The organism is Ahrensia sp. 13_GOM-1096m, assembly GCF_000620605.1.
Lineage (GTDB): Bacteria > Pseudomonadota > Alphaproteobacteria > Rhizobiales > Rhizobiaceae > Ahrensia > Ahrensia kielensis.
The window spans coordinates 194,940-218,858 of the sequence record NZ_JIAX01000009.1; the positions used below are offsets into that span (position 1 = coordinate 194,940).

The window sequence follows — 23,919 nt, forward strand, 5'->3', positions numbered from 1 at the left end:
CCGCTGCAATGATATGATTTGCAGCGGCTTTTTTGTTTTAAAATTAGGCGGATGAGCATGGTCTACACTTTTGAAAATGCCCGTGAAGAACACTTAAACGACATTGTGCGCATTTGGCATGAAGGGTGGACTGATGCCCATGCTGCGATTGCGCCTGCTGAACTCACAAAGATGAGAACGATCGAAAGCCTTGAGACACGTGCCAATGATCGCTTAAATCTGATACGCGTCATGATGGTTGATGGTCAGGTGGCTGCGTTCCATATGATCAAGGATGACGAACTGGACCAGTTTTTCGTTGATCGCGCCTATCGCGGCAAAGGCGCCGCCAAAGCCTTGATGGCAGATGCAGAAGCGATCTTTTCAGGAAACAATATCAAAACCGCTTGGCTTGCCTGCGCTATCGGCAACGAGCGTGCTGCGGCATTCTACCGTAAAGCAGGTTGGCATTTCGTGCGCGTAATGCCCCTTTCCGCTCATGTTGAATCAGGAAGCTTCATCTTGGATATATGGCGATTTGAAAAACAGATAGCTTAGGCTGCTTTTGCAACAACCTTGTTACGACCGCCCGCTTTCGCCTCATAAAGCGCTGTATCAGCCTGCTTTAAGAGATCACTCATATTATCGTCGCTGTTGCGGTTAAGCGTGGCAACGCCCACGCTTGTCGTGACAGACAGCACTTGGTCGCCACTGGCAAAGCCCGCTTCTTCCACACTTTCACGTAGACGCTCCGCAACTTCAGCTGCCATCTGTGCAGATGTGTCAGGCATAACAATAACGAATTCTTCGCCGCCATAACGACACGCCAAATCCATGCCGCGCACATTCTGGCGCAGACGGTTGGCAAACTCGCGCAGCACATCATCGCCTGCCGCATGGCCATGCGTGTCGTTAATCCGCTTAAACTTATCAATATCCGTGATGAGCAAAGACAATTCGCGTCCGCGGTTTCGTGCGCGTTCGACAAGTGTTTGCAAATGCGTATCAAGATAGCGTCTATTATGCAGCCCCGTCAGGCCGTCGGTTATCGCTAGCTCAATCGATTCAGCCACATTGGAGCGCAAACCATCATGGTAATGTTTGCGGCGCACCTGCGTGCGCAGACGTGCTGTGAATTCATTGGCATCAATCGGGCGCACCACATAATCATTGACGCCAAGTTCGAGCGCGCGTGAAACCAGCGCGTCATTTTCCATATCGCACGCAAGGATAATCGGCAGGAACCGTGTGCGGTTGAGCGAACGAATCTGGCTGCACACACGCAAGGGATCAAATTCAGACAGGTTTGCGGACAAAATCACGCAATCATAATTGCCTTCGGCAGCAGCAAACAGGCCGTCTTGCGGGTTTGAAACATGGTGCAGTTTTGCAGATTTACGCAAGATTGACGAGAATCGCTCATAAACAGACACACGCTCATCAATCAGCAGAACATTCGGCTTTTCTTTTGTGAAATCTGCGCCTTTGGTCAGCAGCTCTTCAATCGCGATATCGCGCGTTGTAACAGCACGCAAACGAAGCTCATCGGTTAGCATTTTAAGACGCACGAGACTTTTGACCCGTGCCATGAGTTGCAATTCATTAACCGGTTTTGTCAAAAAGTCGTCAGCACCGCATTCTAAGCCGCGAACGCGGTCCTGAGATTGGTCTAAAGCCGTCACCATGACCACTGGAATGTGACTTATCGCCGGATTTGCCTTCATGCGTTTGCACACTTCAAAGCCATCAATGCCCGGCATCATAATGTCCAAAAGCACCAAATCGACAGGTTCGCTATCCAACGTTTCAAGCGCTGTTTTACCGTCAAAAGCGGTTAAAACCTCGAAATATTCCTGTTCCAAGCGTGTTTTTAGCAAATCCACATTTGGTTTAAGATCGTCAACAACGAGAATACGAGCGGTCATTGGATGCGTCTCCGGCTTTAATTATGCTCTTAGGCTTCACCAAGATACGACTTAATAGTTTCTATAAATTTAGGAACTGAGATTGGTTTTGAAATATACCCCTCACAACCGCCCTGACGGATGCGTTCTTCATCGCCTTTCATGGCGAAAGCCGTGACCGCGATAACCGGAATATGATGTAGATCATCGTCTTCCTTCAGCCATTTGGTGACTTCCAAACCGGAGACTTCCGGTAGCTGAATATCCATCAAAATCAGATCGGGTTTATTCGTGCGCGCAAGTTCAAGTGCTTCCAACCCGCTATAGGTGCGGATAGTCTCGAATCCGGTTGCCTCAATTATGTCGCGAAAGAGCTTCATATTCAGCTCGTTATCCTCGACAATCATTACACGTTTCGCCATGCTTTACCTCATTACGGTTGCGCTGGAGAATCAGCCCCGTTTTCGACATTGTGCCCCGTGGCACCTGATAAAAGCTATAGTGCTGAATTATTGAGATAAAACAAACGTGCGAGCAAAAATATGAATGATTCTGCTAATAGCGCTATGAATGCCGACCATGAATCGATTGCTATCGGTGCTTTGTCATGGATTGCATCGGATGGTGAATTGATGACGCGGTTTCTCGGTTTGACTGGTATTGAGCCCGATCAAATTCGTGATGTTGCCGCTGAGCCTGGCTTTCTTGCTGCTGTTTTGGACTTTTTGCTCGCGCATGAGCCTACACTCAACCGCTTTTGCGAGGACAATGGGCTAGAGCCAAAATTTGTCGCGCGGGCACGGCAGCGTTTCGGTGATCAATTTGTGCCCGGCCCCGGTGATTATACAGGCTAATAATGGAGCAAAGCATTTCATTAGGATTTTGCCGCGACTGCATGACACCGCGCAAAACATCTGCGCGGCGCTGTGTGAAATGCGGCAGCCCGAGAAAAGCAGAACATCCAGAACTCAACGAACTGGCCATTGCACATATCGATTGCGATGCGTTTTTTGCATCTGTTGAAAAGCGCGATAATCCTGACATACGCGACAAGCCGGTGATTATTGGCGGCGGCAAGCGCGGTGTGGTGTCCACATGCTGCTATATCGCACGCACATATGGCGTTCGCTCGGCAATGCCTGCGTTCAAAGCGCTGGAGCTTTGTCCCCATGCCGTTGTCATAAAACCAGATGGGGAAAAATATGCCCGCGTTGGGCGTCAAGTGCGCACCATGATGGAAGAGCTGACGCCTGCGGTAGAACCAATATCGATAGACGAAGCTTTTCTGGATCTGAACGGCACAGAGAAACTGCACAAAGATACGCCTGCCCGCACATTGGCAAAATTTGCCAAGCGAATTGAAGATGAAGTGGGCATCTCGGTTTCTGTGGGCCTTTCCTACTGCAAATATCTTGCAAAGATTGCGTCGGACTTTGAAAAACCGCGCGGGTTTTCAATTATCGGCAAAGCTGAGGCGCTTACATTCTTGGCAGACAAACCAGTCAAAATGATTTGGGGTGTTGGCCCTGCCTTTGAAAGAACGCTGCACAATGACGGCATAAAGCTGATCGGCCAACTTCAACAAATGGATGAAGGCACGCTAATGAAACGCTATGGCTCGATGGGCCAGCGGCTTTATAATCTTTCTCGCGGGATTGACCGCCGCACCATAGAGCGACGCGGCGGCGCGAAAAGCGTGAGCCATGAAACGACGTTCAATGAAGATCACGCAACAGCAGATGTGCTTGTTCCGGTTCTTCGTGCGCTCTCTGAAAAGGTTTCTGCGCGGCTTAAAGAAAAGAATATTGCTGGGCGCACAATTGTTCTCAAGCTTAAAGACAAAGAGTTTAAATCAATCACCCGCAACAAACAGCTTAGCGACCCGACGCAATTGGCTGACAAAATATTTAGAACCGCGATGAGCATGCTGGAGAAGGAAATCAACGGCACGAAATATCGCCTGCTGGGTGTTGGCGTATCGGATTTTGCTGATTCTGATCGCGCGGACCCGATGGATCTGGTCGATATTGATGGAACAAGGCGCGCTGAAATGGAACGTGCGATGGATAAATTACGCGGCAAATTCGGTGACCGCGCCGTCGAGACGGGCTATACGTTCGGTAAAGGTAACCGCGGAAGGCCAAAGAAAAGTGACAATGACTGAAACTGACACTATCACCACCCCGACTATCCTCATTGATGCGGACGCCTGCCCTGTCAAAGATGAAATCTATAAGGTCGCCGAGCGTTACGACCTTCAAGTCATCACTGTATCCAACAGCTATATGCGGGTGCCACGCGAAGATTTTATTCGGCAAGTCGTTGTTTCAGACAAATTCGATGCTGCCGACGATTGGATTGCAGAGCGCGCCACAGATTTAACCATTGTTATTACTGCTGATATTTTGCTCGCAGAACGCTGTGTGAAAGCTGGCGCGGCTGTTTTATCGCCTGCAGGTAAGCCTTTTACCGAAAACTCAATCGGCACCCAAGTTGCGACACGTGCCATCATGGCAGATTTGCGCGCTGGTGCTGTTGGACAGAATATCGGCGGACCGCCGCCTTTTTCTAAAGCGGACCGTTCGCGTTTTTTGCAGGCGCTTGATCTGGCTGTCACAAAACTGAAACGCAACAAAGTTTAAATAAACCCAATAAACGTATTGCATCAGCTCAATATATCAACTATTCATGATATATGGATATTAAGCAAACAACAAACGCCTTTGCGGCTCTCAGCCAGCCCACACGGCTTGAAGCATTGCGCATTCTTATCAAGTCTGGAACTGGCGGCATGCTTGCCGGTGATCTTGGTGATCTGATGGAAGTGCGCCAGAACACCATGTCTGCAAATCTTAGTGTTCTTTTACAGGCCGGCCTCGTGCGCAACGAACGCGAAGGCCGCTCCATCCGCTATTTTGCAGATTTTGAAGGACTACGCGGCGTTCTTGCCTTTCTCATGGAAGATTGCTGCGGCGGTTCGCCGGAAAAATGCCAACCCCTCATCGATGAAATTACATGCGCTTGCTAAGGAGCAACCCGAATGAGCGATCAAGTCTATAACGTCCTCTTTTTATGTACTGGAAACTCGGCTCGTTCTATTTTGGCAGAGGCCATTATGAACCGTGTCGGCCAAGGCCGCTTCAAAGCATATTCTGCCGGTTCTCAGCCCAAAGGTGAAGTCCACCCCAAAGCGTTAGCGCTGCTCAAAAACCTTAATTACAATACGGATTTTGCACGGTCTAAAGACTGGACCGAATTTGCAAATCCTGATTCTCCAAAAATGGATTTCGTTTTCACAGTCTGTGACAATGCGGCCGGTGAAGCGTGTCCCGTCTGGCCAGGCCAACCCATGACTGCTCATTGGGGCATTCCCGATCCAGCAGCTGCAACGGGTACAGAGGCTGAAATCGCATTGGCATTTGATGATGCCTACAGAATGATGAATGCACGACTATCAATTTTTACCGCATTGCCTTTGACTGGGCTCGACAAATTGTCATTGCAAAACCGACTAAACGAAATTGGCAAATCAAAATGACCACGAACAGTGAAACAATGAACACGTCCGCAGGCGGCATCGGCGTCTTTGAAAAATGGCTATCTTTATGGGTCGCGCTGGCGATTGTCGTCGGCATTGTGCTTGGGCAGGTTTTACCAGACGTATTTAGCGTGCTTGCTGCGCTAGAGATTGCCCACGTTAATCTGGTGGTCGCCGTGCTTATTTGGGCGATGGTTTACCCAATGATGGTGGGGGTCGATTTTGGTGCAATCCGGCATGTTGCCGATGAACCAAAGGGCTTGTTGATAACGCTGGTGATCAATTGGTTGATCAAACCATTCACCATGGCCGCATTGGGCGTGTTGTTTTTTAAATATGTTTTCGCCGGATTAATCACGCCAGCAGATGCTGACTCTTATATTGCAGGTCTTATTCTGCTGGGCGCAGCGCCCTGCACTGCGATGGTGTTTGTATGGTCACAGCTCACACGCGGCGACCCTAACTATACGCTTGTTCAGGTCAGCGTGAATGATCTTATCATGGTGTTTGCTTACGCACCTATCGTGGCGCTTCTATTGGGCGTGACAGACATTCCTGTGCCATGGAACACACTTGTCTTAAGCGTTGCACTTTATGTCGTAGTGCCGCTCGTTGCTGGTGCGCTCACGCGCCGCGCCTTGATGGCACGTAAATCGTCTGCGCATGCTGTCACAGCGTTCACAGATAGGCTAAAGCCCTTCTCGGTGATCGGCCTGCTTGCCACCGTGGTCCTACTCTTTGGATTTCAGGGCACCGTCATTTTAGCGCAGCCATTGTTAATCGTACTTATCGCTATTCCGCTTTTGCTACAGTCCTACGGCATATTTGCTGCAGCCTATGCAGCGGCCTATATGATGAAGGTGCCTTTTCGCATCGCGGCACCTTGCGCGATGATCGGCACATCAAACTTCTTTGAGCTAGCCGTCGCTGTGGCAATCGGGCTGTTTGGTCTTAACTCAGGTGCTGCTCTTGCAACCGTCGTCGGCGTTCTGGTTGAGGTGCCCGTCATGCTGTCGCTGGTCGCATTTGCCAACCGCACCCGCCGTCACTTTCCTGCTGGCTGAATTTAGATAAAAACAAAGGTATCACCATTATGAGTATTGTTATCCATCACAATCCAGCCTGCGGCACATCCCGCAATGTACTCGAAATCATTCGTAATTTTGTTGGTGAGCCGACAGTCATTGAATATTTGGATACGGGATGGACACGCCCGCAGCTGCAAGCGCTTTTTGCTATGGCAGGCATCACGCCGCGCGATGCATTGCGCACGAGTAAATCTCCGGCGCAAGAGCTTGGCCTAACCGATCCATCTATCACAGATGACGCGCTGCTTGATGCGATGATTGAGCACCCTGTTCTCGTGAACCGCCCTATCGTGTGCACGCCAAAGGGCGCCGCCCTGTGCCGCCCTTCTGAAAAAGTGTTTGATTTACTCGATATAAAATCCGGTGCCAGCTTTACAAAAGAAGACGGCGAAGTGGTCACTGCACCATGAATGACTTGCCTAATATTGATACCGACAGCTTGCAGCCGATTGACTTAAACGCACTTGGCGCACCACCGCAGCCCGATCACAAGCCCCGCATTTTGATGCTCTATGGCTCATTGCGCGAGCGTTCGTTTTCACGGTTTATGTCGGAAGAAGGCGCACGTATTCTTGAGGCGCTGGGCGCGGATGTTAAAATCTTCAACCCTGCTGGCTTGCCGCTGGTTGATGAAGCCAATCTAGACCATGACAAAGTGCAAGAACTGCGCGAATTATCGCTTTGGTCTGAGGGGCAAGTCTGGTCGTCGCCTGAACGCCACGGCGCTATGACCGGTGTGATGAAAACACAAATCGACTGGCTGCCGCTGGCTCCCATTGGCGGGGTTCGCCCAACGCAAGGACGCACATTGGCGCTCATGCAGGTTTGCGGCGGCTCGCAGAGCTTTAACACGGTCAATCAGATGCGTATTCTTGGCCGCTGGATGCGGATGATTACCATTCCCAACCAGTCTTCTGTTGCCAAGGCATGGAACGAATTTGATGATGAAGGCCGAATGAAGCCATCGCCGTATTACAACCGTGTTGTTGATGTGATGGAAGAACTCATGAAGTTCACGCTCCTCACCCGTGCGCAATCTGCTTATCTAACGGATCGCTATTCGGAACGCGTTGAAAGCCGCGAAGAACTATCAAAACGGGTTAATCAAAGCGCTATTTAAACCAGTTCTACGTCCACAACGCCCTCAATGGCTTTGATCGCGCTGGCAACAGGGCCGGATACGGCATATTTGCCCGGTAATTCGATTTCCACTTCGCCCTCACCGTCCGGCTTGATAACGATCAATGAAACCGGACTGCGACCGCGCCCTTGCAGCTGGCGTGCGATGCTTTTGGCGGGCTTTTGATCGCGCACAAACACACGCAGCAAATGCGCTTCACGTGCACCTTGATCTTCTGACAAGGCGGTCAAAGTATTCATTTGCAAGCTGACCGATTCATCATCGCGCACACGCACACCCACAGTCATAATGAAGCTCTTGCCCACTTCTAACTGATCGCCGAACTCTTCCAAGGCCTCCGAGAACAGCACAATTTCATATTGGCCGGTTGCATCAGACAGCGTGATAATGCCCATCTTGTTGCCAGTTTTTGTGCGCCGTATCTGCTTGGATGCAACAGTGCCGGCCAAGCGTCCTGCCTCTGCGCCGCGCTTAATGCCGATTGCAAAATCAGCATATTGCTGCACACGCATCTTCTCCAAAATCATCTGATATGCATCAAGCGGATGGGCTGAGAAATAAAAGCCAATGGATTGAAACTCTTTCATCAGCTTTTCCGAGTCAGACCATTCTGTGTTTTGGGGCAGTTGTAAACGCTCTGGTTCTGCAGCTGCCATTGTGCCAAAAATATCTGATTGTCCGCTGGCTTTTTCTTCTGAGGTGCGTTGCGCCAGACCAACGATGCGGTCCATACCGCCAACCAATGAAGCACGATCATGGCCAAAACAATCGAATGCGCCTGCGAATATCAAGCCTTCAAATGTGCGGCGATTGACCATTTTCGGATCAATGCGCGTTGCGAAATCTTCCAATGATTCAAATGGCTTATCACCGCGAACTTCAACGATATGATCAACGGCAGCTTCGCCTACACCTTTAATCGCGGCAAGTGCATAAAAAATCTTGTTTTCAGCAACTTCGAAACGTCTAAACGATGTGTTGACGGACGGAGAAATGACATCAATGCCAAGGCGAATGGCATCACGGCGAAAGTCGTTCAACTTCTCCGCATTTTGCATATCATAGGTCATGGATGCGGCAAGAAACTCGACCGGATAATGCGCTTTCAAATAGGCCGTATGGTACGACACCATCGCATAGGCCGCAGCGTGCGATTTGTTAAAACCATAGTCGGCAAACTTAGCAAGCAGGTCAAAAATCACATCAGCTTGCGGTTTTGTCAGATCGTTTTCTTTGGCGCCCTCCACAAAACGGGAACGCTGTTTATCCATCTCTTCACGGATTTTCTTACCCATCGCGCGGCGCAGCAAATCGGCTTCACCAAGCGAGTATCCCGCCAGAACCTGCGCGATCTGCATCACCTGTTCCTGATAGATGATAACGCCTTGGGTCTCCTCCACCAGATGGTCAACCATTGGGTGAATGGAGGCGATCTCCTCTTCGCCGTGTTTACGCGCATTATAGGTCGGGATATTTTCCATCGGCCCTGGGCGATAAAGCGCAACCAGCGCGATGATGTCCTCAATACAGTCAGGTTTCATACCCAAAAGGGCTTTGCGCATGCCCGGGCTCTCAACCTGAAATATACCGACGGTTTCGCCTTTGGCCATCATTTCATAGGTTGGCGCATCATCAACCGGCACCTGCTGCAGATCAATTTTGATACCGCGCCGCGCAATGAGTTTGACCGCCATATCCAAAACGGTCAGCGTTTTAAGGCCCAAAAAGTCGAATTTAACGAGGCCGGCTCTTTCCACCCATTTCATATTAAATTGGGTCACAGGCATATCCGAGCGCGGATCTCGGTACATGGGCACAAGGCGCGATAAAGGCCGGTCACCAATAACGATACCCGCCGCATGGGTAGATGCATGGCGATAAAGCCCTTCAAGCTTTAGCGACATATCAAGCAGCTGACCAACGATTGGCTCACGCTCGACTTCTTCTTCAAATTTTGGATCGCCCTCAATCGCTTTAGCAAGGGTTGTGGGCTGGGCTGGATTATTGGGCACCATTTTACACAGGCGGTCCACCTGCCCATATGGCATTTCAAGCACACGTCCCACATCGCGCAGCACCGCACGTGCTTGCAGCGATCCAAAGGTGATAATTTGCGCCACTTGAGCGCGGCCATAGCGCTCCTGCACATATTTAATCACCTCTTCGCGTCGATCCTGACAAAAATCGATATCAAAGTCAGGCATGGATACACGGGCAGGATTGAGGAAGCGCTCAAACAGCAGTGAAAAGCGCAATGGGTCAATATCCGTGATTGTTAAACACCACGCAACCAGAGAACCAGCACCCGAACCACGGCCCGGCCCGACTGGAATTTCATGGTCTTTGGCCCATTTGATGAAGTCAGCAACGATCAGAAAGTATCCCGGGAACTTCATATTCTCGATGATAGAAAGCTCGGTTTCTAAGCGCTCATCATAATCTTTGCGCGTATAGCCTTCGGCCATGCCCTGATTTGTTAGACGCTTTTCCAAACCTTCGCGTGCTTGGCGTTTAAGCTCATCCGACTCGGCCTGTAGCGCTTCTTCTTCGCTTGCACCTTCGGCACTTTTGGTAAAGCGCGGCAAAATAGGCGGACGTTCTAACGCATAATATACGCAGCGCTTGGCAATCTCGACCGTCGACTCCAGCGCCTCTGGTAAATCTTTAAACAGCGCGGCCATTTCAGCTTCGGTTTTTAGATAATTATCAGGCGTTAGCTGACGGCGATCATCGCGGGATACAACCGTTCCTTCAGATATCGCAATCAATGCATCATGCGCGTCATATTCATCGCGGGTTAGAAAGAAAGCCTCATTGGTCGCAACCAAAGGTACATCTTCATCATAGGCAAGAGCGATTTGAGCAGCTTCAATACGCTTGCTATATCCTGCAGGACGCTGCAATTCGATGTAAAGACGGTCGCCAAAGGTGGATTTCAAGAAAGCAAAGCGTTCCGCCAGTGCTTTTTGATCTTGGTTGGCAATCGCACGGCCCAAAGGCCCAAGCTCTCCGCCCGATAGGCAGATAATACCGTCGCTAAATCCGTCGAACCACTCAGGACGCAAATATGTGCCATCGGTTGATTCCATATCCAGATAGGCGCGGCTGACAAGCTCAACTAAATTGGCATAGCCCTGCTCGGTTGCTGCAATCAGAACAACAGGTTCAGGCGTAATGGTTTGGTTTTTATTCTGGCTGCCCTTTAGCGCTGCATTGGCATCACCATCAGAGTTTTTGGCAAAACGAATATCGAGTTGGCAGCCTATGATTGGCTGAATGCCCGCCCCCGTCGCTTTGACAGAAAACTCAAGCGCACCGAACAAATTGCCAGTATCCGTAATGGCAATTGCGGGTGCTTTTTGATCTTCTGCAAATTTAATAATTTTACCAACCTGCAGCGCGCCTTCCAAAAGGGAATAAGCCGAATGCGTGCGTAGATGGATGAATTTTGGCGACACATAGGCTTTGCCTGCCACATCCAAATTTGCATCATTTTCAGCCATAAACAGCACCCCAAAATCAAAACCGACTCTCTCATAAGAGAGTGAAAACACAAAGTTGGATTTTGAAGCAATTCGCGATGATGTCCACTGCTTGGCATCATCATCCCCTTGGTTCTTTTACCCAAAAAGGGGATGGTCGCGGCTCACAGCTTCGGGGGCAATGCTGTGTGCTGAATGGGGATGGGCAGAGCCGCGACCAATGGGGTATTATCGACCTATATAAAGTCGACAAAAATTGAAAATGTTGCAACAAAGGCAGCGATTGAGGCGAGAGAAGCGAGGTCTCGAACAAAGTCGGTCATGATGAACAGTCCTTATGTTTTGTCTATGGACCCATATTGTTCCATTTTTGTTCTCATGTAAACCCGTTTTGTTCTCATTTTGGCACAGGTCAGCCTTATGGGTAATAAAAAGTAAAGAAGCAGCCAGGATCAGCGCCTCTTTACCTTTAAAACCTGCATTTTGAATTGATTCTTGAAGTGTCTAAAGCGCAGCTTTAATCGCGGCCTTCACATCGAATGGCACAAGTTTTCCATCTTGCATCGTAATCGCACGGTCCATACGCGCAGCAAGAGCGTGGTTGTGAGTCGCAATTAACGCGCTCAATCCCGATTGACGCACCAAGGCTTCCAGCGCTTCAAACACATAGGATGACGTTTCAGGATCAAGGTTTCCGGTCGGCTCATCAGCAAGGAGCAATAAGGGTGCATTGGCCACGGCACGGGCAATAGCGACACGCTGCTGCTCGCCGCCAGATAGTTCTGCAGGGCGATGGGCTGCGCGCTGCCCTATACGCATATAATCAAGCAGCTCTTGCGCTCTGACTTTTGCGTCTGATTGAGACAGTCCGCGAATCATCTGCGGTATCATCACATTTTCGAGCGCTGAAAATTCAGGCAGCAAATGGTGGAATTGATAAACAAAGCCAATATCATTGCGGCGCCGCGCTGTGCGCTGGCGATCATTAAGGCCAGAACATGCTTGGCCTGACAGATAGACCTCACCGCCATCAGGGCGCTCCAACAGGCCAGCAGTATGCAGCAAAGTTGATTTACCTGCGCCTGAAGGGGCAACAAGGGCAACCATCTCGCCTGTCTCAATCACAAGGTTCGCGTCTTTGAGAACATCAAGACGTTTACCAACCTCATCATAATGGCGCTGGACGTTTTCTAATAATAAAACCGGTGCATTGCGTGCAGACATTATTCGTACCTCAAAGCTTCAACCGGATCGAGTTTGGCAGCGCGCCAAGCAGGTAATATTGCTGCAAGAAACGATAAAACGAGTGCTAGGATAATGACAGACATGGTTTCGACGAAATCCATTTGCGCGGGAATCTCGCTTAAAAAGCGTACCGTTGGGTCCCAAACATCCGTACCGGAAATCCAATTCATCACGCGTTGAATGCCGCGAATATTCAGGCAGATTAAGACGCCGAGCAATACGCCAGCAGCCGTGCCGGCCAATCCAACGCCAGTGCCTGCCATGATAAATATGCGCAAAATCGCATTTTGTGACGCGCCCATTGTGCGCAAAATCGCGATTCCGCGCCCTTTTTCTTTCACCAACATGATCAGCGATGAAATAATATTCAATGACGCGACGATCACCACGATAGACAAAATCAGAAACATTGCGTTGCGCTCAATCACAAGCGCTGAGAAAAACGCGCTGTTACGCTGCTGCCAATCGCTAATAACGAGTGGCCGTTCGGCTGCGGCAACAATATCTGTTTTATAAAGATCAACATTATCGGGATCATCGACAAACACTTCGATGACCTGCACGACGCCTTCTTGATTGAAATAAAGCTGCGCTTCTTCCAAATGCATGAAAACAATGGAGGTGTCATATTCCGACATGCCCATTTCGAAGATGGCTTCAACGGTATAGCTTTTGACACGCGGGGTGGTGCCAAACGGCGTTACATCGCCTTCAGGAGAAACCAAAGTCAGCTTATCGCCAACGAGCAGCCCCAGATTTTGTGCCATGCGAATACCAATCGCAACGCCATTACCCTCTTCGTATTTTTCCAAAGAGCCTTCTTTAATGTTTGTCGCGACGCTTTCCAGCCTTGCAAAGTCTTGCTTGCGCACACCGCGCACCAATGCACCAGTGCCAGCACCAACATTGCCAGAGGCAAGCGTTTGACCTTCAAGCAATGGCAGCGCCATTTGAACGCCATGCACTTCTTCAAGTTTTTTAGCCACGGCATCGTAATCATTCAGCGGCGTATCAGAAGCTTGGAGAATGATATGGCCGTTAAGGCCGAGGATTCGGTCCAATAGCTCTGCGCGGAAGCCGTTCATAACAGCCATAACGATAATCAGAGCCGCCACGCCAAGCATTACGCCCAAAAGCGAAATAACAGTAACAATCGACACCATGCGCTCTTGTTTGCGCGGCTTTAAAAAACGCCATGCAACAATGCGTTCAAAGGCTGAAAACGGCCTTGCTCGGCCATCCTCTTTGCCTGAGCTTGAAGATTTAACTGCTTCGTTCGCCGATGATGCGTTCAAGCTTATTCTCCTGCTGAAATCTTAGTGATGGCCGCCTCCAGCGTCATATTTTCTTTGGCGCCGGTTTTGCGGTTTTTAAGTTCGACTTCTCCAGACTTAACGCCGCGCGGGCCAATAACAAGCTGCCAGGGCACGCCGATCAAATCTGCGGTCGCAAACTTAACGCCTGCGCCTTTGTCTGTATCATCCAAAAGTGGATCAACACCTGCATTGGTGAGTTCGGTATATGCTTTTTGCGACCAGCTATCACAGCCCTCATCGCCAACACGCATATTGATAATCACGGCACCAAATGGGGCAACGGACGCTGGCCAAATAATGCCATTATCATCATGCGATGCTTCAATAATCGCGCCCAACAAACGGCTAACGCCAATACCATGGCTGCCCATGTGAACAGGCACGGGCTTGCCGTCCGGTCCTTGGACAACAGCCTTCATTGGTTCTGAATATTTTGTGCCAAAGTAGAAAATTTGGCCGACTTCAATGCCGCGCGCAGAACGTCTGCGCTCTTGCGGCACTTCGTTAAACAGCGCCTCGTCATGCGTTTCGTCTGTGCGCGCATATTTAGATGTGAATTCCTGCATGATCGCAGCGCATTGTTCGACATTGTCATAATCGATTTGGCGATCACCAAATGTAAGATCAGTCACCGCTGCATCATAGAAGACTTCACTCTCGCCAGTTTCAGCCAGAACGAGGAATTCATGTGTATCATCGCCGCCAATAGGGCCGCTATCGGCGCGCATTGGGATAGCCTGCAAACCCATCCGCTCGAAAGTGCGCAGATAAGTAACCAGATGACGGTTATATGCGTGCAGCGCATCTTCTTTTGTCAGGTCGAAATTGTAGCCATCTTTCATGAGAAACTCGCGGCCACGCATAACGCCAAAGCGCGGGCGGCGCTCATCGCGGAACTTCCATTGAATATGGTACAATGTGAGCGGCAAATCTTTATAGCTGGTGATATGGCTGCGGAAGATATCCGTGATCAGTTCTTCATTGGTCGGGCCATATAGCATCTCACGGTCCATACGGTCTTTGATCCGCAGCATCTCTTCGCCATAATCTTCATAGCGGCCGCTTTCGCGCCACAAATCAGCAGATTGAATGGTCGGCATTAACATTGGCATGTGGCCAGCGCGTTGCTGCTCTTCATGCACAATGTTTTCAATTTTTCGCAAAACCTTGTAGCCGAGCGGCAACCAGGAATAGATGCCAGCGCTTGACTGCTTGATCATCCCTGCCCGAAGCATAAGTCGGTGCGAGACGATTTCGGCTTCTTTTGGATTTTCTTTCAATATGGGTAGAAAGTATCTTGAAAGGCGCATTTATCTATTCCGTTGTGAATTGTTTGATATGCCCAGAATCAGACCGTCTTAAGGCAAATTTCTATGTGTGTTTAAGCGGTTGAACAAGGAATTGAAAGCGGCAAGACACACAGCTTTGAAAAATCCGCCTTGTATAAATAACAACGCATAAGTGCCAAAATGTTACTAATGTATTTTTTACGTGACAATGGCATTTCATCTTGTTACCAATTGCCAAGAAATTATGAGGCTTCATAATTTCTAACGGGTGTAAGTCTTGGGAGGATCTTGATTTTACGCGCTTTTTAGCTGCAAACCTTCGGGTTTATAAAATCACACTCGTTGAAAATGGCAGGACTTATGTCCTGCCATTTTTTATTTGTTATTTTCTAAAATCATTGTTTGGAAAAATCCGGCACAAATTGCGGAAAATCATCGATGCCAAAACCAAGCACGATGGTCAGGTAATAAAAAATCGCAAAGATAATAATGGCAATGCCCGTTGTTATAAGCAGCTTAAATTTCATGCGGGAATTTGATGGCGCTCCGCGCTCCGTGCCAAGGATTGTGTCTTCTGCTTCAACTTGGCTACGCACGCCGAACGGCAAAACAGTAAACAGTACCGTCCACCAAATGATGAAAAAAATCGCGAAAGCGGACAATAACTGCATGATATCAGACCTGTTCTAGTTCAATCAGCGTGCCGTCGAAGTCTTTCGGATGAAGGAAAAGCACAGGTTTACCGTGCGCCCCTATTTTCGGATTACCATCACCAAGCACACGAACACCATCTTCGATCAGCTTGTCACGTGCAGCCAGAATATCATCCACTTCATAACACATGTGGTGCATACCGCCTGACGGGTTCTTTTCCAAGAAGGCACCGATGGGCGAATTGTCGCCCAAAGGAAAAAGCAGCTCTGTCTTGGTGTTTTCCACCTCGACAAAAACGACGGTCACCCCGTGTTCTGGCAAATGTTGCGGCGCGGAGACTTTCGCACCGAGCACTTTTTCATATCGATTGATCGCCGCATTCAAATCGGGCACGGCAATCGCTACATGATTTAAGCGACCAAGCATTTCTACTCCTTAGAAAACTTCGCAATTCCGGACGCAAAACCGGTGTCCACTTTTGCTGGAATTGCTTTAAACCTTATCGACCATCACTGTTACGATTGGTTTCTTGCCCCATATATTACGAACCGTGCCACGCACTGCGCGGGTAACGCTATCCTCAATCAGATCAAGATCCTTGCGGCGGCCGCGCGGCATAGATTCAACCGCACTGACAACAGCATCATAGATGATATCTTCCATGTCGTTATCATTGTGATCGGTGGCAGGAATTCCCAAACATGACACTTGAGGATCAACCATCAATTCATTGCTTTTGTCCAAAATGACAGACACAGAGACATGCCCTGCGAACGACAAACGGCGGCGCTCGGTCACGCCAACAGCGTCGGCTGACCCGATGAATGTGCCGTCTTTGTAGATCTCGCCATGCGGCACATCATCAATGATCTCGGCTTTACCGGGTGCAAGGCGCACCAAATCGCCATTGCGAACATTAAGCACATCTTGAATACCGTTTTCACGCATCAATGCTGCATGGGCGGTTAAATGTGCAGCCTCGCCGTGAACCGGAATACCGATCTGTGGGCGTGTCCATTTATACATCTGGCGCAATTCATTGCGGCGCGGGTGACCAGACACGTGAACGAGTGAATCTGGGCCATCTTCAATAATTGTAATGCCCATATCAATCAGACGGTTCTTCGTCTCAAGAATAGGTTTTTCATTGCCTGGAATTGAACGCGACGAATAAACCACAGTATCGCCTGCGTTCAGCGCAACATCACGCATTTCATCACGTGATAGTTTCGCAAGCGCTGCCCTGCTCTCTCCTTGAGAGCCTGTCAAAATAATCACAACCTTGTCGCGCGGAATATAGCCATATTCATCTTCGGTAAGAAAATCTGGCACGCCTTCCAAATAGCCAAGTTCTGAGGCGACATCGACAACCCGCTTCATAGAGCGGCCAAGCAATAATGTTTGTCGCCCAGCATCGGCAGCAGCAAGTGCGATGGATTTAATACGCCCAACATTGGAAGAAAAAGTCGTGACCGCCACGCGGCCAGTCGCCTTTTCAATGACTTTGCGCAGACCTTCAGACACTTCTTGTTCGGATGGGCTTTCGCCGTCACGCATAGCATTTGTCGAATCGCAGATAAGCGCCAACAGGCCCTCATCACCAAGGCGCGTAAAGGCATTGCTGTCGGTTACCGGCCCCATGGATGGCGCAATGTCGTTTTTCCAATCACCCGTATGCAAAACAGTGCCAAGCGGCGTTGTGATTGCAATGGATACAGGCTCTGGAATTGAGTGTGTAACAGCCAGTGCGTGCAGCTTGAATGGACCAACCTCAAACGAGCCGCCCTGCTCAAATGTCGTCACCTTGATCTTTGGTGCGTTCTTTTCGCCAACCGCCTTGCTTTCCAGCATGCCGGAGCCAAATGGCGTCATATAAACAGGCACATTATCGCCCGGTGCAATGCGCGGATAAAGCGACAACAACGCACCATAATGGTCCTCATGGGCGTGAGTAATGATGATCGCTTTAATATTGTGTTTTTCGGATTCCAAGAAACGAATGTCGGGCAGCACGAGATCCACGCCCGGTAAATCCGGCCCTGGAAAAGTAACGCCAACATCCATGACAATCCACGAACGGTTATTGGCTGGCCCGTATCCATACATGGCCAAATTCATGCCGATTTCACCAACGCCGCCTAGCGGGACGAATACCAGCTCATTATTATTTTTTGTCATTAAGTACGATAGACCTTATTAAATTCTGTCTTCACTTGGCTAAAGCGGGAAGAAGACATCACCCGCAGAAATTTCTTTGACTGTGCCAGAAGGCAGACGCAGCGACAGCAAGCCGTCAGCATCAATGCCTTCAAAAACGCCCTCTAAGCGTTCATTAGCAAGATTGATAATGATTGCTTGGCCTATTCCGCGCGCATGCGCCACCCAATAGTCACGAATTGCGGCTTTGCCGCGTCCGCCATTCCATTCATCCAGCGTTCTTGCAAAATTTTCCGCTAAATATTGAAACATGCCCTGCGTCGTTAATGCTCGATTTTTTTCATTCAGATGCATTGCCGGATAAGGCGTATCTTGCGGATGTGCAACGATGTTCAGCCCGCAGCCAATAACGATATTGATAACGCCGCTTTGCTGATCCGATTCCATCAACATGCCGCAGCATTTAGCACCATCAACCAAAATGTCATTGGGCCATTTTATTTTGATCTCGGACTGTTTTTCATCCAGTGCTTCACTGATGGCACGGTGCAGCGCAACGGCACAAACGAGCGGGAAGAACCCAGTATCTTTGAGCGAGGCCGGATTTCGCAAATAGAGCGAAGCGTGAAGATTACCGTGCGGCGAAACCCATGTTCGACCGCGACGGCCTCGGCCTTGCAATTGCTCACCTGCAGAAAGCCAAAGCTTGTCCACATCATGGCCAGCACCTGCAAGTTCAATCAGATCAGCATTAGTTGAACCGGTGGAGGCAACATGGATCGCCCTCCATCCGGTTAAACCGATAATTGTCTGGCTATCTGCTAGCTCAAGCAATGTTTAAAAAAGCGCCTTTGCGGCATTTTCAGCATAAGCGGCAATCGGGCCACCAAAGACGATGTAGCCAACCACAAAGATACCTGACAGCCCCATAACCAAACGTAGTTCGCCAGCCGTTGAGACGAACTTACCTTCTGGCTCATCAAACCACATGATTTTGATGATGCGCAAATAGTAGAAAGCGCCAATAACAGATGCCACAACACCGATGATTGCTAGCGGGTATAGACCCGCTTCAACCGCGGCCAAGAACACATACCATTTACCCCAGAAACCTGCGAGCGGCGGAATACCAGCAAGCGAGAACATAAGGATCGTCAGTACCGTTGCCTGCAATGGGCTGTTTTGAGCGTAACCAGCTAAATCGGAAATGTTCTCGACATTGCCCTCATCTTTGCGGCGCATAGCCAGAATGAAAGCAAATGTACCAAGCGTCATCACGAGATAGATCGCCATATAGATCAACACGCCTTGAACACCTGCGACAGTGCCCGCAGCCAAGCCAACCAGTGCATAGCCCATATGGCCGATGGAAGAATAAGCCATCAAGCGTTTGATATTGTTTTGGCCAATCGCTGCAACCGCGCCCAAAACCATAGACGCAATCGAGATAAAGATGATGATCTGCTGCCAGTCACCTGTCACCGAGCCAAAGGCATCTGTGACAACGCGTACGAGCATAGCCATTGCCGCCATTTTAGGCGCACCGGCAAAGAAAGCCGTTACCGGCGTTGGCGCACCTTCATAAACATCAGGTGTCCACATATGGAATGGAACCGCTGAAATTTTAAATGCAAGACCTGTGAGCAAGAACACAAGGCCGAACAGAAGACCGACAGAGCGTTCTTCGCCAGACAAGGCTGCTGCAATTGATGCGAAATCGACATGGCCCGTAAAGCCATAGATCAACGAAATACCGTAAAGCATCATGCCTGACGACAAAGCGCCCAGTACGAAATACTTCAAACCAGCTTCAGTTGAACGCGCGCTATCACGGTTAATCGCCGCAATAACATAAAGCGCCAATGATTGTAGTTCGAGCGCCATATAGAGAGACAACAGGCTTGTTGCTGAAATCATCAGCATCATGCCAAGCGTTGCCAATATGATCAAAATCGGAAACTCAAAGCGGTCAAATTTTTCTTCACGGGCAAAGCCAACCGACATGACCAGCGCTACAATTGAGCCGATCAATGTGAGTATTTTGAAGAAATAGGCAAATGAGTCTTGAACGAAAGCACCGCCAAAGGCCGTGCCCTGCTCGTCAAAGAACACCATCCAGCCCAGAACACCAATCAACAGCGCCACGGCCAATCCTGTTACGGTTGAATTCGCACTATCCTTAGGCGCGAAAACACCGATCATCAGGAGAACCATAGAACCGACCGCCAGTGCCAGTTCTGGCGCTGCGATGTTCAAACTTTGGGTCAATTCAACGACTGTCATGACAGCAATCCGATTACTTAGCGTTCAGGGCAATATTCATTGCCGCTTTGGCTGCCTCATTGGCAGCATCATAATTCGTGACAAGTGCATCCACAGAAGCGCTGATCACATCAAAGACTGGTGCTGGATATACACCGAAGAAAATAGTCAGTGCGGCCAGCGGGTAAAGCATTGCTTTTTCACGGCCTGAAAGGTCGAGAAGTGCTTTCAAGCTTTCTTTTTCCAATGCACCAAATATCACACGGCGATACAGCCATAGCGCATAACAGGCAGACAAGATCACGCCGCTTGTTGCGAAGAATGCAAACCATGTATTGGCACGGAACATGCCCATCAATGTCAAGAATTCACCAACAAAGCCGGATGTTCCTGGAAGGCCAACATTGGCCATGGTGAAGAGCATAAACACCAATGCGTATTTAGGCATGTTGTGAACAAGGCCGCCATAAGCTGCAATCTCACGTGTGTGCATACGATCATAGATCACACCAACACAGATGAAGAGCGCAGCAGACACAAGGCCGTGCGACAACATTTGGAAGATAGCGCCCTGCAAGCCCTGCTCATTGGCAGTAAAGATACCCATCGTTACAAAGCCCATATGCGCAACAGATGAATAAGCAATCAGCTTCTTCATGTCTTCCTGCATCAACGCGACAAGCGATGTGTAGATGATGGCAATACAAGACAGCGCAAACACCAGCCAAGCCAGTTCAGCAGAAGCAACTGGGAACATGGAAAGCGAGAAGCGAATGAAACCGTAGCCGCCAAGTTTTAGCAACACACCAGCAAGAATAACAGATCCGGCTGTTGGCGCTTCAACGTGTGCATCTGGCAACCAAGTGTGGACAGGCCACATCGGCATTTTCACAGCGAATGACGCAAAGAATGCGAGCCATAGCCAGAATTGCATTTGCGGTGGGAAATCATATGCCAGCAATGCCGGAATAGAAGTCGTGCCTGCCTCCCAATACATTGCCATGATCGCAATCAGCATCAACACTGAGCCAAACAATGTGTAGAGGAAGAATTTGAAAGACGCATAAACACGGCGCGCCCCGCCCCACACACCGATGATAATAAACATCGGTATAAGGCCCGCTTCAAAGAAGACATAGAACAGCACGATATCAAGCGCAGTAAACACGCCGATCATGAGTGTTTCCAAAATAAGGAAAGCAATCATGTAGGCTTTAAGACGCTTGGTAACGCTCTCCCAGCCAGCAAGGATACAGAAAGGCATCAAGAAGGTTGTCAAAATGACAAACAACATTGAAATGCCGTCCACACCCATACGGTAGGTTAGCCCGCCACCGAGCCATTCAGCTTCTTCAACAAATTGGAAGCCAGGATTTGAATTCTCAAATCCAACCCAAATCATCAAAGATACGAGAAATGTAAAGATCGTCGTCAGTAACGCGACCATCCGAACGTTGCGTTTTGCCGCTTCTGTTTCATCATTGATAAACAGAATAACAAGAACACCAACCAAAGGAAGGAAAGTTACGAGCGAGAGGATTGGCATACCGTCCATTAGTGGATGCCTCCAAGCATAATCCAAGTCACGAGAGCAGCGACACCAATCAACATGGCGAACGCATAATGATAAAGAAATCCGGTCTGAACCTTCACAGCACGCTGTGCGAGGCCAGAAACACGTGCTGCGATATTGTTGGGACCAAACCCATCAATAAGCCAGCCGTCACCGCGTTTCCAAAGGAATGAACCAAGGCGTTTTGCAGGGCGCACGAACAAGAAGTCGTACAACTCGTCAAAATACCATTTGTTCAATAGGAATTTGTATAGGCCGCTATGCTGCTGCGCCAAAGAAACAGGCGTTTGCGGCGAACGGATATACATATACCAAGCACCCAATAAACCAAGCAACATTACAATTGTCGCGCTCCATTTGACCAAGAATGGTACGTTGTGGAACTCTTCAACAATGTTGTTATCTGGCAAGGTGAACAAAGCGCCTTTCCAGAACTCAGCATAGTGGTGGCCGAAGAAGTAATCATGGAAGACAAAGCCAGCCAATAGTGCGCCAACAGCCAAGATGAACAATGGCACGAGCATGACTGGCGGTGAGTCATGCACATGATGCATCACATCAGCCGTTGCACGCGGTTTGCCGTGGAATGTCATGAAGATCAGTCGCCATGAGTAGAAGCTGGTGAATAGCGCAGCCACAACCAACATCACGAATGCATAACCGGCAGCAGGGTTTTGTGCAACGAACGCACTTTCAATGATGGCATCTTTAGAGAAGAAACCGGCTGTTCCAAGCAATGTACCTGGAATGCCAACGCCTGTGAGCGCAACAGTACCGATAACCATCATCCAGTATGTTGTTGGAATGAGTTTACGCAAACCGCCCATACGGCGCATATCCTGCTCATCAGACACAGCGTGAATGACTGAACCGGCACCAAGGAACAACAAGGCTTTAAAGAAAGCATGTGTGAAGAGGTGGAATACCGCTGCGCCATAAGCGCCAAGGCCCAATGCCACAAACATGTAACCAAGCTGCGAACAGGTTGAATAAGCAATCACGCGCTTGATGTCGTTTTGAACAAGACCAACCGTTGCTGCAAAGAATGCAGTGGTTGCGCCAATGATGACAACAAATGTGAGTGCTGTTTGCGACAGTTCAAAGACTGGTGACATACGCGCGACAAGGAACACGCCAGCTGTAACCATGGTCGCAGCATGGATTAGCGCAGACACAGGTGTCGGGCCTTCCATCGCATCTGGTAGCCATGTGTGCAGCAAGAATTGCGCAGACTTACCCATAGCGCCCATGAACAACAGCAAGCACACCACTGTTACGGCGTGTGATTTATCCAATGAATAGCCAAGGAATGTTAGCACAGTGTCTGTGCTTCCCTCCGCGCCTTCTGCTGGCAGATAAGTCGCAGCATTTGCAAAAATCGTGTCGAAATTCACAGAACCGAACAGCACGAATACGCCAAAGATACCGAGAGCAAAACCAAAGTCACCCACGCGGTTGACGATAAATGCCTTCATTGCAGCAGAGTTCGCTGAAGGTTTTTTGAACCAGAAGCCAATGAGCAGATATGACGCTAGACCAACGCCTTCCCATCCGAAGAACATCTGAACAAGGTTATCAGATGTTACGAGCATAAGCATCGCGAATGTGAAAAGTGAAAGATAAGCAAAGAAACGCGGACGGTGCGGATCGTGGTGCATGTAACCGATAGAATAGATGTGAACGAGGGTCGAAACCGTGTTCACAACCACCAGCATAACAGCAGTTAGCGTGTCGATGCGGAAAGCCCAGTTCACATCAAGCGAACCGACCTGAATCCAGCGCATAATTTGAACAGTGGTTGAATGATCCTCATGGGCCATAGCAACAGTTAAAAACGCAATCCACGAAAGGACTGCGGCAATAACCATAAAGCCGCTGGTTACATATTCCGAAGCTTTGGCACCGATAGCACGGCCGCCAAAGCCGGCAACGATAGCGCCGAGTAACGGGAGAAAGACGATGGCGTGATACATGGGTCCAATCAGCCTTTCATCATGTTGACGTCTTCAACCGCGATGGAACCACGGTTCCGGTAGAAGACAACGAGGATAGCCAAACCGATAGCCGCTTCAGCAGCAGCAACGGTCAAAACGAATAGTGCGAAAACTTGGCCGACCATATCCTGCAAATGCGCAGAAAAGGCCACGAAGTTCAGATTGACAGCAAGCAAGATCAACTCAACAGACATCAAGATAACAATGACGTTCTTCTTATTGAGGAAAATGCCGAATATCCCAATGACCAGCAGTAGCGCTGACACGACGAGATAATGAGAAATCGTAATTTCCATT

23 protein-coding genes are annotated in these 23,919 nt (G+C 49.3%); 9 read left to right on the top strand and 14 right to left on the bottom strand.

Features of this window, described 5'->3' with window-relative positions; translation table 11 throughout:
• Positions 1-57: 57 nt before the first annotated feature.
• Positions 58-537, top strand: a complete 480-nt coding sequence (locus N530_RS0104865) for a GNAT family N-acetyltransferase (protein WP_026479791.1) — start codon at positions 58-60, stop codon at positions 535-537.
• On the opposite strand, the gene N530_RS0104870 is transcribed toward N530_RS0104865, so the two are convergent.
• Together N530_RS0104870 and N530_RS0104875 are read right to left on the bottom strand one after the other, a co-directional pair.
• Positions 534-1,904, bottom strand: coding sequence for a PleD family two-component system response regulator (locus N530_RS0104870; RefSeq protein ID WP_026479792.1), 1,371 nt, complete (start codon positions 1,902-1,904; stop codon positions 534-536). The genes N530_RS0104865 and N530_RS0104870 overlap by 4 nt on opposite strands.
• A gap of 29 nt (positions 1,905-1,933) precedes the next feature.
• A complete protein-coding gene (locus tag N530_RS0104875) occupies positions 1,934-2,305 on the bottom strand; it encodes a response regulator (protein WP_018687675.1) in 372 nt (123 codons plus the stop codon).
• Between the two features lie 120 nt (positions 2,306-2,425).
• On the opposite strand from N530_RS0104875, the gene N530_RS0104880 reads away from it, so the two are divergent.
• From N530_RS0104880 to arsH, 8 genes are read left to right on the top strand one after another with little or no spacing between them, the layout of a single operon-like run.
• Positions 2,426-2,737, top strand: coding sequence for a DUF3572 domain-containing protein (locus N530_RS0104880; protein ID WP_018687674.1), 312 nt, complete (start codon positions 2,426-2,428; stop codon positions 2,735-2,737).
• 2 nt (positions 2,738-2,739) lie between these two features.
• Complete coding sequence (locus tag N530_RS0104885; RefSeq protein ID WP_035266412.1) at positions 2,740-4,047, top strand: DNA polymerase IV; 1,308 nt, start codon at positions 2,740-2,742, stop codon at positions 4,045-4,047.
• Complete coding sequence (locus N530_RS0104890; RefSeq protein WP_035266413.1) at positions 4,040-4,525, top strand: YaiI/YqxD family protein; 486 nt, start codon at positions 4,040-4,042, stop codon at positions 4,523-4,525. Before N530_RS0104885 ends, N530_RS0104890 begins: the two co-directional genes overlap by 8 nt.
• A 53-nt stretch (positions 4,526-4,578) precedes the next feature.
• Positions 4,579-4,911, top strand: coding sequence for a helix-turn-helix transcriptional regulator (locus N530_RS0104895; protein WP_026479795.1), 333 nt, complete (start codon positions 4,579-4,581; stop codon positions 4,909-4,911).
• A 12-nt stretch (positions 4,912-4,923) separates the two neighbouring features.
• Positions 4,924-5,421 (top strand): arsenate reductase ArsC, encoded by a 498-nt coding sequence (locus N530_RS0104900; RefSeq protein ID WP_026479796.1) that lies wholly within the window; start codon positions 4,924-4,926, stop codon positions 5,419-5,421.
• The gene (arsB, locus tag N530_RS0104905; RefSeq protein WP_026479797.1) at positions 5,418-6,485 is read left to right on the top strand and encodes an ACR3 family arsenite efflux transporter; all 1,068 of its coding nucleotides are present in this window, start codon (positions 5,418-5,420) and stop codon (positions 6,483-6,485) included. The genes N530_RS0104900 and arsB overlap by 4 nt, the downstream gene beginning before the upstream one ends.
• 29 nt (positions 6,486-6,514) lie before the next feature.
• Positions 6,515-6,919 carry an arsenate reductase (glutaredoxin) gene (arsC, locus tag N530_RS0104910; RefSeq protein ID WP_026479798.1) on the top strand — a complete coding sequence of 135 codons (405 nt, stop codon included), beginning with the start codon at positions 6,515-6,517 and terminating at the stop codon, positions 6,917-6,919.
• The gene (arsH, locus tag N530_RS0104915) at positions 6,916-7,629 is read left to right on the top strand and encodes an arsenical resistance protein ArsH (RefSeq protein ID WP_026479799.1); all 714 of its coding nucleotides are present in this window, start codon (positions 6,916-6,918) and stop codon (positions 7,627-7,629) included. The genes arsC and arsH overlap by 4 nt, the downstream gene beginning before the upstream one ends.
• Here arsH and dnaE read toward each other — a convergent pair.
• From dnaE to nuoK, 12 genes are all read right to left on the bottom strand, one after another.
• Positions 7,626-11,153: a DNA polymerase III subunit alpha gene (gene dnaE / locus N530_RS0104920; protein WP_051540767.1), complete on the bottom strand. Its 3,528-nt coding sequence runs from the start codon at positions 11,151-11,153 to the stop codon at positions 7,626-7,628. The two genes, arsH and dnaE, sit on opposite strands and share 4 nt — an antisense overlap.
• A 483-nt stretch (positions 11,154-11,636) precedes the next feature.
• On the bottom strand, positions 11,637-12,356 hold the full coding sequence (locus N530_RS0104925) for an ABC transporter ATP-binding protein (protein ID WP_018687665.1): 720 nt from the start codon (positions 12,354-12,356) through the stop codon (positions 11,637-11,639).
• Positions 12,356-13,672, bottom strand: coding sequence for a lipoprotein-releasing ABC transporter permease subunit (locus N530_RS0104930; protein WP_018687664.1), 1,317 nt, complete (start codon positions 13,670-13,672; stop codon positions 12,356-12,358). Before N530_RS0104930 ends, N530_RS0104925 begins: the two co-directional genes overlap by 1 nt.
• Before the next feature lie 2 nt (positions 13,673-13,674).
• On the bottom strand, positions 13,675-15,003 hold the full coding sequence (gene proS, locus N530_RS0104935) for a proline--tRNA ligase (RefSeq protein ID WP_018687663.1): 1,329 nt from the start codon (positions 15,001-15,003) through the stop codon (positions 13,675-13,677).
• Positions 15,004-15,377: 374 nt separating this feature from the next.
• The gene (locus tag N530_RS0104940; RefSeq protein ID WP_026479801.1) at positions 15,378-15,653 is read right to left on the bottom strand and encodes a DUF1467 family protein; all 276 of its coding nucleotides are present in this window, start codon (positions 15,651-15,653) and stop codon (positions 15,378-15,380) included.
• Positions 15,654-15,657: 4 nt separating this feature from the next.
• Positions 15,658-16,062, bottom strand: a complete 405-nt coding sequence (gene mce / locus N530_RS0104945) for a methylmalonyl-CoA epimerase (protein ID WP_018687661.1) — start codon at positions 16,060-16,062, stop codon at positions 15,658-15,660.
• A 66-nt stretch (positions 16,063-16,128) separates the two neighbouring features.
• Positions 16,129-17,814 carry a ribonuclease J gene (locus N530_RS0104950; RefSeq protein ID WP_026479802.1) on the bottom strand — a complete coding sequence of 562 codons (1,686 nt, stop codon included), beginning with the start codon at positions 17,812-17,814 and terminating at the stop codon, positions 16,129-16,131.
• 39 nt (positions 17,815-17,853) lie between these two features.
• Positions 17,854-18,627 (bottom strand): biotin--[acetyl-CoA-carboxylase] ligase, encoded by a 774-nt coding sequence (locus N530_RS0104955; RefSeq protein ID WP_051540768.1) that lies wholly within the window; start codon positions 18,625-18,627, stop codon positions 17,854-17,856.
• 3 nt (positions 18,628-18,630) lie between these two features.
• Complete coding sequence (gene nuoN / locus N530_RS0104960; protein ID WP_018687658.1) at positions 18,631-20,076, bottom strand: NADH-quinone oxidoreductase subunit NuoN; 1,446 nt, start codon at positions 20,074-20,076, stop codon at positions 18,631-18,633.
• Positions 20,077-20,089: 13 nt separating this feature from the next.
• Complete coding sequence (locus tag N530_RS0104965) at positions 20,090-21,610, bottom strand: NADH-quinone oxidoreductase subunit M (RefSeq protein ID WP_026479804.1); 1,521 nt, start codon at positions 21,608-21,610, stop codon at positions 20,090-20,092.
• Positions 21,610-23,601, bottom strand: a complete 1,992-nt coding sequence (gene nuoL / locus N530_RS0104970) for an NADH-quinone oxidoreductase subunit L (protein ID WP_026479805.1) — start codon at positions 23,599-23,601, stop codon at positions 21,610-21,612. Before nuoL ends, N530_RS0104965 begins: the two co-directional genes overlap by 1 nt.
• Before the next feature lie 8 nt (positions 23,602-23,609).
• Entirely contained in the window at positions 23,610-23,918 is a 309-nt protein-coding gene (gene nuoK, locus N530_RS0104975; protein ID WP_018687655.1) for an NADH-quinone oxidoreductase subunit NuoK, read from the bottom strand.
• Position 23,919 lies beyond the last annotated feature (1 nt).